Genomic DNA, 13,481 nt, shown 5'->3' on the forward strand with positions numbered 1-13,481 from the left:
TGAACACATCCTTTTTTTATTAACAGTATACTATTTTACTCGATTGTAATGCCTTGGTGCTTGAGGTTCTTGAAAATCGCTTTATCAGCCCATCCAGTGATATTTCCCTGGAAGAGGAAGGCGAAGATTGTTCCTAAACCATAGTTTGAAAAGTCAGGAACGGCGATGAGGGCGATAATACCAATAATAGTAGGGGGAATATAGGATACCCACATCGCGATTCCAGCATTACCCTTGAAGTACTTAAATCGTAGAATTTGCATCAAATCATCGGCAGGGTGCAAAACAATGTTTGTTCGCTGATAGATTGAAATAGCAATGGCGATTAAAGCCACTCCAAGGAAATTTAGTACCACATAAAGCATCATCATACCAAAGCCGTGGGCATCTGGCATAATCTTGTTGAACCAGCCTGAGAAAGCACCAATCAACATTGAGAAGGGAACCATAAACGCTAAGTTTCCGAAGAAACGGATTAAATCAACCTTACGGTCTAGCACCATGTTCAATAGGGCGATAATGACCCCAACAACGAAGAAAGTGATGGATAGACCGAACGATGTATTTCCCATGAAGGAAATGTTCCAGCCGTTTTCGGCGGCCGTCCAGTAGGCTGAACCAAGGAATGCAGGGTGAATCTTTTGACTCGTTGCAATCGTTAGCACGTTACCCATGGAGTTAATGACCAGTGAAAAGGCGAAGAAGGAAAGGGATGCACCCCAACCCAGTGTTCGTTTACTTTTCTGCATGATACTTACCTTTAGGCTTCTTCTCCACCGACCTTAACGACAGCCTTTGACACTACGCCAAGCTTACCGTTAACGAAGTCATCAACTTGTGCCAATGACAATTCGTGTGACATCAATGGCTTAACGTTCAACTTACCAGATGAAAGCAAGGCCAATGAATCTTCAAAGGCGTTAGGGTTGATGAATGAACCTTGGATAGTCAATTCCTTTTGGAAGATTTCGTAAGTGTTCATTTCGAACTTAGCTTGAGGTCCACCAACACCGAACATCAAGACCTGACCACCACGGGCAGCTGATTCAACGGCTGATTCCTGTGTTTGTGGCATTCCAACGGCTTCGATAACGATGTCGTATTCTGAAGCAGGGATCTTGTCACCGTTCATTGTGTTGTAAGTGTTCTTAACACCGAACAAGTCCTTGTTCATCTTCAACTTTTCGTCAACGATTCCAGCCAAATCAACTTGGTGAATACCGTAGGCTTGCAAGATTTGAACGAAGAGTTCACCCATGAAACCGTCACCGATAACCAAAGCCTTTTGGTAAGGAGATGGCTTCAACAACTTCATACCGTGGATAGCACATGAAATTGGTTCAACAATGGCAGCTGACTTCAAGTCAACGTTGTCAGGGATTGGATAAACAACTTCTGCAGGGGCTGTGAAGTATTCTTCAAAACCACCATCACGGGTAACACCAACAGCTGAAAGGTGCTCACACAATTCAGGACGGTTTGTGTGGCAGAACTTGCACTGTCCACAGTAGATGTTAGGGTCAACTGACACGCGGTCACCGACCTTCAAGTTTGTAACAGCTGAACCAACTTCAGCAACAACACCTGAGTTTTCGTGTCCCAAGACGATTGGTGGAACAGCGCTAGCTGATCCTGGTTCTCCGGCGTACAAAGCGTGGTCAGTTCCACAAACACCAGCAAAGGCAGTGTGGATCAATACCTCGTTAGGCTTAACTTCTGGCTTATCAATGTTCTTGATTTCCAATTGCTTCTTACCAGTTAAAACAAGTGCTTCCATGACTTGTGTCCTCCAATATTCTTTGTTCTTCTTTACACAATATATAATAATAATTGAGCAAACTTTTGTCAATACCAATTTAGAATTATTTTTTAATGCCTTCTTAATAGCTTTTTATGGGCTTTTCACTAATTATTTATATTGCATAATATGTAACAATGTTGCGATATCGTTTCAATCAGCTGATTTGCTTTTAATTATAGAAGGAAGGTTTTGAAAATGTGATGACTGATGAGCATAAAAATAGAAACCCTTTGACGATTAATGTTTAATAGAAAGATTCTTTAAGTAAAATCAAGAATTGGAGGAAGATTTTGACTGGTTCTTAGCGTATGATGGGAATAGGTAAAGAAGTAGAATTTATTTTTGGTTAATCTTTTTTTCTTAGAATAGTAGGGAGAAGATAAGAAAGATTTTTTTGCTTTTTTACTAGTGTGTCGACTGTTGAACCAGTCAAAAGAGGAGAAAGAAACACATGATATTAGCCTTTAGCTCTGTGGCTGATTGGGTGACCCATATTGGCCATGCAGATGCAAACTTTTCTTTAATCGAATTATCAATACTCTTTCTATTGATATTGATTGAGACCGGGGCCATTGTTGCCGGATTTATTCCAGGGGATGCTCTGGTGATGACGGCAGCGGGGTTGGCTGGCCGTCACCATTCAGTGACTGAGTTTGCCATTTTAGTGGTTTTATTTGCTGTTGCTTCAGCGATTGGCGATTCAATTAACTACTGGCTAGGAGCATGGATAGTCAAACAGGTGGATAAGATTGCCTGGGTGAAAAAACATGTGAATGATGATTTGTCTGAAAAAATTGCAGAGAATCTAAATCCTAAGCGCTGGCGTTTGTTTATTATTATGGGACGGTTTATTCCTTATGTTCGAACCGTAGTTCCTCTCTCAGCGCACCGGTTGAAGCTCCCCTTTAAACTCTATGTTCAAATGTCGGTTGAAGCATCGGCCCTATGGTCCTTAACGATGGTCACGGTTGGCTATTTCTTTGGCCACCTGATGCTGCCAAAGGGCGTCTTGCCAGCAATCATTGTTGCTGGATTTATTGCAGCGGTTTTGACATTGCGTTCAAAGCGCTTTCGTCAAGCCATCCTTCGCTTAATTATGAAGCCTAGTCAAGAGAAAGAAGAAAAATAACATGACAACTTATCAAGAAACTTCTAACGAGTGGAAGCAGGCGGATTTACCTGCTGACCTAAAAACTGAATTGAATAACATGCCAGCAGATGCTATTGAAGAAGCCTTCTATCAAGATATGGCCTTTGGTACTGCCGGTATGCGTGGCCACATGGGCGTTGGAACCAACCACATTAACGTGGTAACGGTTGCTAAAGTCACGGAAGCGTTGGCTACTTACATTGATCAAAACGGTCAAGCAGCAAAGGACCGTGGTGTTGTGATCGCCTTTGACTCACGCCACCACTCCACTGAATTTGCGATTGAAGCCTCACAGGTTTTGTCAGCCCATGGCATTAAGGTTTACCGTTTTTCATCTTTGCGCCCAACGCCTGAACTATCCTTTGCCGTTCGTGATTGGAAGGCCTTTGCCGGTATCATGATTACGGCCTCTCATAACCCTAAGGAAGATAATGGTTATAAAGTCTATGGTGAAGACGGGGGTCAGATGATTCCTGAAGCGGTCCAAGCAGTTATTGATGCTCGTGCCGCCATTACAAACCCATTCGATATTAAAAAGGATGCGTCCGAAAAGACGGTACAAGTCATTGACGATGTTGTCGATGATGCCTACCTGGCACAAGTTAAGACAATTTCAGTTGACCATGACCTCATTAAGAAGGAAGGGGCGGCCTTGAAATTCGTCTACACACCTTTGCACGGAACGGGTCAGTACATTGGTGAAAAGGCCTTGCAACAAGCGGGTTTCACGAACTATACAATTGTGAAGGAACAGGCGATTTTGGATGGGGACTTCCCAACGGTTAAGAAGCCAAATCCTGAAGACCCAGCCGCACTCGCTCTTGGTATTGAATATGCCAAGAAGGAAGAGGCTGACCTTGTGGTGGCGACCGACCCAGATGCTGATCGTATGGGTGCCGCTGTTCGTTTGGCCGATGGTTCTTACCAAGTGTTGACTGGTAACCAGATTGCCGCATTGATGGTGAACTATTTGTTGACGGCTAAGAAGAAGACAAAGACTTTGCCAGATAATGGTGCCATTGTCACGTCAATCGTTTCATCACGTTTTGCCTCTGAAATCGCCAAGTCATTTGGCGTGACAACCTTTGATGTCTTGACTGGATTTAAGTACATCGCGGCCATGATTGATCGTTTCGATGAAAAGAAGGACTACACATACCTCTTTGGGTTTGAAGAGTCATTTGGTTACTTGATTAAGCCATTCTCACATGATAAGGATGCCATTCAAGCCTTAGTACTCTTTGCCGAGATGGCTGCTTACTACAAGTCTGAAGGTCGTTCATTTGCCGATGGTTTGGAAGACTTGTACAAGAAGTTCGGTTACTTCAAGGAAAAGACGATTGCTTACGAATTCCCAGGTGTTTCTGGTCACCAGGAAATGGCAGACCTCATGACAAAGTTCCGTAACGAAAAGCTTGAAAAAGTCGCAGGACAATTGGTATTGGCGACACAGGACTTTGCTAGTCAAACACAGGTTGACCGCGCTGGTGCCGTTAAGAAGATGCCACAGCCAAAGGCCAACGTATTGAAGTACTGGTTGGTAGACGGCTCTTGGATTGCCCTTCGTCCTTCAGGTACGGAACCAAAGTTGAAGCTCTACCTTGGTGTTGTGGCTGATTCTGATAAGGAAGCCGAAGAAAAGTTGGTTGCCTATGAAACGGAAATGGCTGCCAAGGTTCAAGGTTAAGCGACCGTTGCAAGAAAGTTTGCCCTTTGGTATACTATTAAAAGGCAATAAGCCATAAATTAACGGTAATCCGCTGTGCGTTAGTCGGTTCGGCAAGCATAAGATTGGCGATTAGGAGAATGACATGCGTCAAAACATTTTGTTAGAAAAAGTTACTTCAGCCCAATTGCGGAACGATATTCCTGAATTCCGTGCAGGGGACACTGTTCGAGTTCACGCTCGAATCGTTGAAGGTACTCGCGAACGTATCCAGCTCTTTGAAGGAGTTGTGATCAAGCGTAAGGGAACTGGAATCCAGGCCACTTACACTGTTCGTAAGATCTCTTCTGGTGTTGGTGTGGAACGTACTTTCCCAGTACATTCACCACGTGTTGACAAGATCGAAGTTACTCGCTACGGTCAAGTTCGCCGCGCCAAGCTTTACTACTTGCGTGCATTGCAAGGTAAGGCAGCTCGTATCAAGGAACGTCGTCGCGACGTCTAAGTTCGAGTTAAAGTCTCCACTTCTAGTGGGGACTTTTTATTTTGCTTAAATAGTTGGAAAGGGGGACTGCTATGTCAGAGTTTTTGCAGGCAAAGGATCATCGGCGAATTTTACATGTTGATATCGATGCTTTTTACGCCCAAGTCGAAATGCGTGATAATCCGAAACTGCGGCAGGTCCCCCTTGGTATTGGACGCGATCCTGACCAGCACCACGGGCACGGTGTGATTGCCACGGCCAACTATATTGCCCGAAAGGCCGGGGTTCACTCGGCCATGGGCGCGATTGAGGCTAAGAAGGCCTGCCCGAATTTAGTCTTTGTTGCACCAAACTTTGAGAAATACCGGGCTATTTCAGCGCAGATTCATGCCATTTTTCATGAGTTCACCGATATGATTGAACCGGTTGCTTTGGATGAGGCTTATCTAGATGTGTCGGCCAATAAGATGGCCGCGCCAACCCTGGCGGCACAGCTGCGCCATCGCATTTGGGAGGAGACTCATCTGACCTGCTCGGTGGGAGTTTCCTACAACAAGGTGTTGGCGAAGCTTGGTTCTGAGCACCATAAGCCAAACGGGGTGACGGTGATTCCCCATGACTTGGCCCAGGACTTCATGTTGAACTTGCCAATCCGCAAGTTCCGTGGTGTTGGTCAAAAGACCCTAGAGAAGTTTGAAAAGCTGGGGGTTAAGGATGGCCGTGATTTATTTGCCATGTCCTTAGACGACTTGCGTGTGCATTTCGGTTCTTTTGGGGATGTTTTGTACTGGCAGGCTCGGGCAACCCACTTTTCCCCAGTGAAAGATCGATCGGTTCGCCAATCCGTTGGGAAGGAATCGACCTTTGAGTTTGCTCTACACGACCGCTCACAGATTGAAGCAGCCTTTAAAGATTTGGCTGAAAAAGTCGTCGCGAATATGACGAAGCGGAAACTATTGGGACGAACCCTGACGGTGAAAATTCGTGACGAGCAGTTTAAGACGCAGACCAAGGGAATTACCCAGTCAACGACTTTTGATTTGGACCCAGCCTTTATGGCTCGGCAGGCCATGTTGATTTTTGATGAACTGTATCCAGAAGAATTCGCCATTCGCTTGTTAGGAATCACTTTCTCTAACATTGTGGAGCAAAAGTATGAGGCGGTATCGCTCTTCGACCAGTTCTAAGGATTGATTTCCCTTTGGTTCCAGACTCTAGCTAGGGTATAATAAAAAGTAGACAAAAAAGACAAGGATATATTTATGGCAAGCATCCAAGAAGATATTTTGGCGCAAATTAAGCGTTACGACACAATCATTATTCACCGCCACCAACGACCTGACCCTGATGCCTATGGTTCTCAGCTTGGATTGCAGGCTATTTTGAAGGCTTCATTCCCTGAAAAGAAAATCTATGCAGCAGGGAAGCAGATTCCTGGTTTGGCCTGGATTGGTGATGGTCAGCCAATTGCGGATGATGTGCCGGATTCAGCCTATAAGAAAGCCTTGGTTATTGTTGTCGATACAGCTAACGACCCTCGTGTTGATGATCAACGTTGGCGCAACGGGATGGAAGTGGTTAAGATTGACCACCATCCAAACGTGGAACCATACGGTGATTGGCAGTGGGTCGAAGATGATGCTGCGGCGACCGCTGTTTTGATTTACAAGTTCTATGAAATGTTGAAGGACCAGGGACTAAAGATGACAAAGGAAGCCGCCCGCTTCCTTTACATCGGAATCATCGGTGACACTGGTCGCTTTATGTATTCTTTGAATGAAGATGTCTTCAACGTTGCTGGAAAGTTAGTTTCCTACGGATTTGACTACCAGAAGATGTACACACAGATGACAACGCTACCAGAAGCGGCAGTGAAGTTGTCTGGTTGGGTGATGCAGCACATTACGGTTTTGGATTCAGGCTTCGCCTACGTGATTTTGGACCGTGATTTGCTCGAATCCTTCCACTTGGGGGATGCTGGTACTTCTTATACCGTTTCAATTCCATCACGAATTGACCGCGTGAAGGCCTGGGCTATTTTTGAAGAACAAGATAACGGAGATTACCGAGTACGTTTGCGCTCCCGTTCCGTTGTCATTAATACCATTGCACAAGACTTTGATGGTGGGGGACACCCACTGGCATCTGGTGCTTGGGCATATGGTAAGGAGCAGATTCAAGAGGTCGTTGACCGCGTGGATGCTGCCCTTAAGAATGCGAAGTAAAAGTCTTTAACCGTTTGAAGCGAATTGTCGTTATACGGGCAAAGACAAGAAAGTAAGGACAATATGTCAGATCAAAGCCAACAATTTGGCCAATTTAATCTGAAGCCGGAAGTGCTGTCAGCACTTAAGAAGATCGGCTTCGACCAACCAACACCAATCCAAGCAAAGTTGATTCCAACGGCTTTGCGTGGTGGAGATGTCGTTGGTCAATCTCAGACGGGGTCGGGGAAGACCCACGCCTTTTTGGTGCCCGTCTTTAATAACTTAAAGCCTGAGTTGCAAAAGACGCAGGTTGTGATTACCACGCCTTCTCGTGAATTAGCGGCACAAATTGCCAAGGCAGCCCGTGTGTTTGCGGAAGCCATGGAAATGGAAAAGGTTTCCATCGTCGAATACGTTGGGGGAACCGATAAGGCCCGTCAAATGCGACAGTTACAAAAGCATCAACCACAGGTTGTTGTGGGAACACCTGGCCGTTTGGCCGACTTGGTCAAGACAGGTGCTTTAGTTGTTAACCAGGCTGAAACGCTGGTTGTTGATGAAGCCGACATGACTTTGGACATGGGATTCTTGCCAGATGTTGATTTCTTGGCAGCCGCTATGCCAAAGGATTTGCAGACTTTGGTCTTCTCAGCTACGATGCCTGAAAAGTTGAAGCCTTTCTTGCGTAAGTACTTGGAGAACCCAACCTTTACGACCATTCCAACGTCAGCTACGATTGCGGATACGATTGACAACTGGTTGATTTCAACCCGTTCAAAGGATAAGGAAGAAGTAATCGACAAGTTGTTGTCAATCTTCAACCCATATCTGGCCTTGATCTTTGGTAACACAAAGGAACGTGTGAAGGAATTGGCCATGCACCTTCGTCACCAAGGCTTGAAGGTTGCCGAAATTCACGGCGATATTCCACCTCGCGAACGTCGTCGTGTGATGAAGGGAATTATGAACCTTGAGTATCAATACGTGGTGGCCACTGATTTAGCTGCCCGTGGAATTGATATTGAGGGAGTATCCCACGTTATTAACGATGGAGTTCCTGGTGAATTGGAATTCTTCGTGCACCGTGTTGGCCGAACAGGCCGTAACGGTTTACCTGGAACGGCGGTAACGCTCTATGGGCCTGACGAAGAAAAGAAAATTGCTGAACTGGAAAAGTTAGGAATTGTTTTCCAGAACAAGCAGATTAAGAACGGTGAGATTGTTGATATTAAGGACCGTAAGGCCCGTTATCAGCGTCAAGCTACCACCAAGAAGCTTGACCCAGAAATGGTCGGTATGGTGAAGAAGAAAAAGAAGAAGGTTAAGCCTGGCTATAAGCGTCAGATTAAGAATAACCTGAAGCGTAAGCAACAAATGGACCGTCGTATCGAAGCGCGTCAAGAACGCCGGAATACAATGCGTAAGAACAAGCAAAACGGTTAATGATTTGCATAAAAAAGCACCCGAATTGATCGGGTGCTTTTTTAATATGTTTAGTAATCTAAAGTACTCTTTGAATCACGGTTCTTTTTAGCCTTTGGATCGAAGGCTAGAAGGGAGTTCGTAATGGATTGTTCCACTGAGAGTTCTTCCTCTTCTTCGGACATGGCCACGTGTTCGTCAACTTCAGCTTCAGAAGCAAGGGATGCAGCCTGTTCCAATTGGCTCTGGCTGTCTTCTGTGGATTCTGGCGTAGTGGAGTTCACACTAGCACTTAAGGCTTCATCCGTTGACAGCTCTGTTTCCTCATCAATGAAGTGTGATTCGGAAGCGGGCTTAATTGTACCGGATTGTTCAATCTGTTCTTGAACGGATTCCGTCTTGGCATCCATCATATCGAAGAAACGGTCACGAAAGGTAACCTGTTCGGATGACGTTAGTGAGTTAATCTTATGTTCGTTATCGACCATGATAGTGATGGTAACGGAGTTTTTACGGTTCACAACCTGGAAGTATCCTTCAGAGATTGCTTGGTTTTGCATTTCAACCTGCTGCGCTAGAAAACCGGTTTCCAGTGAAAAGTCAGCCTGACGGTTAAGTGACAAACGGTCAGCTACCACTGGACCAGCCAAAACCCATTGCTGTTCGGATTCACCCTGGTAGGCAATTTCAAGCGTACCAAAGGAGGCGTTATCAAAGAACTCTGATAATTCACCAATTGATTCCAATGGGAATTGACGGGCTAATTCCTTACCAGCCCAGTAAGTGATGTTGGCGTAATCATCTGTTAATAAGTTTTGCAATAAACCGTCTCGCAAAAGAAGGGATGCGAAGGCGTTTTCTGTCCGGTTAGAACCGATTCTTTTATTGGCTTTAGCGTTTGGCATTAGGCAAAATCCTTTCTTCTAACCATTATAACAAAAGCCAGGCAAAACGACGCAGTCTCTCTTGCTTTTTTTCATGAATCTTCCATAATAGGAAGTATGAAAAAATCGATGAACGCAATTGGAATGATGGATTCTGGTATCGGTGGTTTGACTGTTTTAAAAGCAGCGAAAACCCTGTTACCACAGGAATCGATTGTCTTTATTGGCGACAATGCCAGAAACCCATATGGGCCCCGTCGGCCTGAAGAAGTAGTGCAATTTGCCCGACAGATTGCGCATTTTCTGGTTGAAAAATACGATATCAAGGTTTTCGTTATTGCCTGCAATACAGCCACGGCTTGTGCTTTGCCGGTTTTACAAGCAGAACTCGAGATCCCCGTCATTGGGGTGATTGATTCGGGTGCCGAAGCGGCTGTTAAGACCAGTCAAACGGGTCGAATCGGTTTGATTGCAACTGAAGGAACCGTGAAGTCTGGTAAGTACCAAGATGAGATTAAGACTTTGCAACCGGAGGCGAAAGTCTTTGCACAGGCCGAGCCGGACTTTGTTCAGTTGGTTGAAAAAAATACCTACCAGACGGCTGTAGCTGAAAAAGAGGTGGATGAACACCTAAAGACTTTTGCAGCTGATGATATCGATACCTTGATTTTGGGCTGCACGCACTTCCCATTGCTGACAGATTCAATTCAGAAGGCGGTTGGAAAAAATGTCACCTTGGTTGATGCGGGCTCAGCGACGGCTGTTGATTTAGCTGATTATTTGAAGAATGCTGATTTGTTGAATAATGAACCGGTATCGGCTGCAACCTATGACTTGTACACCACCGGTCCGGTTGATGCCTTTGAAACCATTGCCAAAGATTGGCTTGGTGATGGGGATTGGCACTTTGCCCATCTACCAGTAAAAGAATTAGAACAAAAAGATTGATTGAGGGATTGTCATGGCACGATTGATTATTGCAAGTAAGAACGCCCATAAGGTAGAAGAAATTGAAGCGGCCTTAAAGGATGCTAAGATTGATTTAGACGTTTTATCATTGGCTGACTTGCCAGAACTACCTGATGTTGTGGAAGATGGTCAGACTTTTTTGGAAAATGCTAGCAAGAAGGCGGAAGCAATCGCTGCTGTTTACCCTGATGACTACATCTTGGCCGATGATTCTGGCTTGGTCATTCCTTCTTTGAATGGTGAACCGGGTGTGTACTCGGCCCGCTATGCCGGTGACCACGATGATGTGGCGAATAACCAGAAGGTTTTGAAAAAGATGGCCGGTCTTCAAGCGATTGACCGGGAAGCCTTTTTTACAACAGTAATGGTGGTAGCTGGTAAGGGCCGTTCAAACTTGGAAGCGGCTGGTCGCGTGGACGGCTTTATCACCGAGGATTGGGACGGCCGGGAGAGCTTTGGCTATGATCCAATTTTCTACTATGCACCCGCAGAAAAGACTTTTGCGGAAATGACGATGGATGAAAAGAACGCCGTTTCCCATCGTGGTCGTGCCTTGAAAGAAATGATTGCAAAATTGCCAACATGGTTGGCAGAATAAGTCGGGGAACCGACTTTTTTAATTGGGAAAAGTCTGTTTGCGGGCGGGCAAAAGTAGCGCTGATTAGGTTATAATAGGACTAATGACTGACGAAAATCCACAATTTAACGCCTGGTATGAAGGGCAAAACGAGACGGATGAACTTTTGAAGAACGCTTCGGCTAATCAAGAGGAGCAGGAGAACGAACTCTCGCTGCGTCCAAAGAAGCTGTCGGAATACATTGGCCAGCGGGCATTGAAAGAAGAGCTTTCGGTTTATTTGCAGGCAGCTAAAATGCGTGAAGAAGCGCTGGACCACGTTTTGCTATTTGGACCTCCGGGACTTGGTAAAACAACCTTGGCGATGATTATCGCTAATGAGTTGGGTGTCCACTTGAAGACGGCTTCTGGTCCTGCCATTGAAAAGGGCGGTGATTTAGTGGCCCTTTTGAACGGGCTCGAACCAGGAGATGTGCTCTTCATCGATGAGATTCACCGTCTACCAATGAACGTTGAAGAAATGCTCTATTCGGCCATGGAAGATTACTACATCGATATCATGGTTGGACAGGGACCAACGGCCCGGGCCGTGCACTTCCCACTGCCACCCTTCACATTGGTGGGGGCGACGACCCGTCCAGGAATGTTGTCAAAGCCACTGCGTGATCGTTTTGGTATCATCAACTCTTTGGCCTACTACGAGCCGGAAGATTTGGCGGAGATTGTCAAACGTACGGCGGCGATTTTTGAGGCACCAATTACGAAAGAGGGAGCCTTGGCCGTGGCCCTACGTTCCCGTGGGACGCCAAGAATTGCCAACCGCTTGTTAAAGCGGGTGCGCGACTTTGCCCAGGTGGCCGGTAAGACAGCGATTGAACCGGAACTGGTTGACATGGCCTTGGATAAGCTACGTGTCGATCAAAAGGGCTTGGATGAAACCGACCACAAGTTGCTGCTGTCGATGATTGATTTGTACAATGGTGGACCGGTTGGTCTGGCAACGATTGCCGCTAACATTGGTGAAGAACAGGACACCATTGAATCAATGGTCGAACCCTACTTGCTACAAATCGGTTTTTTGAAACGGACACCTCGTGGCCGTGTTGTGACAGAGGCGGCTTACGAGCACCTTGGTCGACCATATCCTGAGAAATAAATTTGATAAATTAAAAAGGGGGGCCTTCCATGACGGAAGCACCACATTACCAACTATCTGATTTTGACTATGATTTACCTGAAGAATTAATTGCGCAAACACCTTTGAAGGACCGTTCGTCATCCCGTTTGCTGGTTCTGAACGCTTTGACGGGTGCTTATGAAGACAAGCATTTTTACGACATCATTGATTATTTGAACCCGGGCGATGCCTTGGTTATGAATAACTCACGTGTCTTGCCAGCCCGTTTGCACGGTATTCGTCCAACAACTGGCGGGCATGCCGAAGTGCTCTTGCTCCGTCAGGATCACGACGATGTCTGGGAAGTTTTGGTTAAGCCAGCGAAAAAATCACCGGTTGGTTCAACCATTGTCTTTGGGGATGACCCAGAGAACCCAGTGATGACTGGTACCATTGTCAAGGAATTGGAGCACGGTGGCCGTTACATCGAATTCAGTTACCAGGGCATCTTCATGGAACGCTTGGAAGAACTTGGTGAAATGCCACTGCCTCCATATATTAAGGAAAAACTTGATGACCAGGAGCGCTATCAGACCGTTTACTCAAAGGTGGATGGTTCAGCGGCTGCACCAACGGCCGGCTTGCACTGGACGCCGGAGCTCTTGCAAAAAGTCGCCGATAAGGGTGTTGAATTGGTGGAATTGACTTTGCACGTTGGACTAGGAACCTTCCGTCCGGTGGACGAAGAAAACATTGAAGATCATAAGATGCACTCCGAGTTCTACCAGTTGTCGGAAGAGGCTGCCGAAAAGTTAAACAAGGTGCGTGCCAACGGTGGCCGTGTGGTTGCCACTGGTACGACTTCAATTCGTACCTTGGAAACAATTGGAACGAAGTTCCATGGTGACTTAAAGGCGGATTCTGGCTGGACTGATATCTTCATCAAACCTGGCTACGACTGGCAGGTTGTGGACGCCTTCATTACGAACTTCCACTTGCCAAAGTCAACCCTTGTGATGTTGGTTGCGGCCTTTACCGGTCGTGATAACATCTTGAACGCCTACAAGCACGCGGTGGCGGATAAGTACCGTTTCTTCTCCTTCGGGGATGCCATGTTCGTGCATAAATAAATGATAAATAAAAGCAGCCTTTATTGGCTGCTTTTTGCTTGATTCGGTTCAGACCGTCTCTTTGTGGACCATGT

Annotated in this window: 13 protein-coding genes; 10 read left to right on the forward strand and 3 right to left on the reverse strand. The window is 46.0% G+C overall.

What is annotated here, in order from left to right; translation table 11 throughout:
• Window positions 1-35: 35 nt before the first annotated feature.
• The gene (locus tag BMZ93_RS02750) at window positions 36-749 is read right to left on the reverse strand and encodes a DUF6198 family protein (protein ID WP_091501997.1); all 714 of its coding nucleotides are present in this window, start codon (window positions 747-749) and stop codon (window positions 36-38) included.
• Window positions 750-760: 11 nt separating this feature from the next.
• Entirely contained in the window at window positions 761-1,777 is a 1,017-nt protein-coding gene (locus tag BMZ93_RS02755) for a zinc-dependent alcohol dehydrogenase family protein (RefSeq protein ID WP_091501998.1), read from the reverse strand.
• A 475-nt stretch (window positions 1,778-2,252) separates the two neighbouring features.
• On the opposite strand from BMZ93_RS02755, the gene BMZ93_RS02760 reads away from it, so the two are divergent.
• The 6 genes from BMZ93_RS02760 (at window position 2,253) to BMZ93_RS02785 (ending at window position 8,751) form a co-directional block, all read left to right on the forward strand.
• A complete protein-coding gene (locus BMZ93_RS02760) occupies window positions 2,253-2,930 on the forward strand; it encodes a DedA family protein (protein ID WP_091502000.1) in 678 nt (225 codons plus the stop codon).
• Between the two features lies 1 nt (window position 2,931).
• Window positions 2,932-4,638: a phospho-sugar mutase gene (locus BMZ93_RS02765; RefSeq protein WP_091502002.1), complete on the forward strand. Its 1,707-nt coding sequence runs from the start codon at window positions 2,932-2,934 to the stop codon at window positions 4,636-4,638.
• Between the two features lie 124 nt (window positions 4,639-4,762).
• Complete coding sequence (gene rplS, locus BMZ93_RS02770) at window positions 4,763-5,122, forward strand: 50S ribosomal protein L19 (RefSeq protein ID WP_091502003.1); 360 nt, start codon at window positions 4,763-4,765, stop codon at window positions 5,120-5,122.
• A 71-nt stretch (window positions 5,123-5,193) separates the two neighbouring features.
• Complete coding sequence (gene dinB, locus BMZ93_RS02775; protein ID WP_091502005.1) at window positions 5,194-6,288, forward strand: DNA polymerase IV; 1,095 nt, start codon at window positions 5,194-5,196, stop codon at window positions 6,286-6,288.
• A 75-nt stretch (window positions 6,289-6,363) separates the two neighbouring features.
• Entirely contained in the window at window positions 6,364-7,326 is a 963-nt protein-coding gene (locus BMZ93_RS02780) for a DHH family phosphoesterase (protein ID WP_091502007.1), read from the forward strand.
• Between the two features lie 63 nt (window positions 7,327-7,389).
• On the forward strand, window positions 7,390-8,751 hold the full coding sequence (locus BMZ93_RS02785; protein ID WP_091502009.1) for a DEAD/DEAH box helicase: 1,362 nt from the start codon (window positions 7,390-7,392) through the stop codon (window positions 8,749-8,751).
• A gap of 50 nt (window positions 8,752-8,801) precedes the next feature.
• Here the strand turns inward: BMZ93_RS02785 and BMZ93_RS02790 are convergent, their stop codons facing one another.
• Complete coding sequence (locus tag BMZ93_RS02790) at window positions 8,802-9,635, reverse strand: YslB family protein (RefSeq protein ID WP_091502011.1); 834 nt, start codon at window positions 9,633-9,635, stop codon at window positions 8,802-8,804.
• Between the two features lie 108 nt (window positions 9,636-9,743).
• Here BMZ93_RS02790 and murI point away from each other — a divergent pair, with 108 nt between their 5' ends.
• The 4 genes from murI to queA all read left to right on the forward strand — a co-directional run bounded on the left by murI (window position 9,744) and on the right by queA (window position 13,407).
• Window positions 9,744-10,562, forward strand: a complete 819-nt coding sequence (murI, locus tag BMZ93_RS02795) for a glutamate racemase (protein ID WP_244269338.1) — start codon at window positions 9,744-9,746, stop codon at window positions 10,560-10,562.
• 13 nt (window positions 10,563-10,575) lie between these two features.
• Window positions 10,576-11,181, forward strand: a complete 606-nt coding sequence (gene rdgB, locus BMZ93_RS02800) for an RdgB/HAM1 family non-canonical purine NTP pyrophosphatase (protein WP_091502018.1) — start codon at window positions 10,576-10,578, stop codon at window positions 11,179-11,181.
• A gap of 82 nt (window positions 11,182-11,263) precedes the next feature.
• Window positions 11,264-12,316, forward strand: a complete 1,053-nt coding sequence (gene ruvB, locus BMZ93_RS02805; RefSeq protein WP_091502020.1) for a Holliday junction branch migration DNA helicase RuvB — start codon at window positions 11,264-11,266, stop codon at window positions 12,314-12,316.
• 29 nt (window positions 12,317-12,345) lie between these two features.
• Window positions 12,346-13,407: a tRNA preQ1(34) S-adenosylmethionine ribosyltransferase-isomerase QueA gene (gene queA / locus BMZ93_RS02810; protein ID WP_091502022.1), complete on the forward strand. Its 1,062-nt coding sequence runs from the start codon at window positions 12,346-12,348 to the stop codon at window positions 13,405-13,407.
• Window positions 13,408-13,481 lie beyond the last annotated feature (74 nt).

Origin of the sequence: Fructobacillus durionis (assembly GCF_900112405.1) — a bacterium.
In the GTDB taxonomy this organism is placed as follows: Bacteria; Bacillota; Bacilli; order Lactobacillales; family Lactobacillaceae; genus Fructobacillus; species Fructobacillus durionis.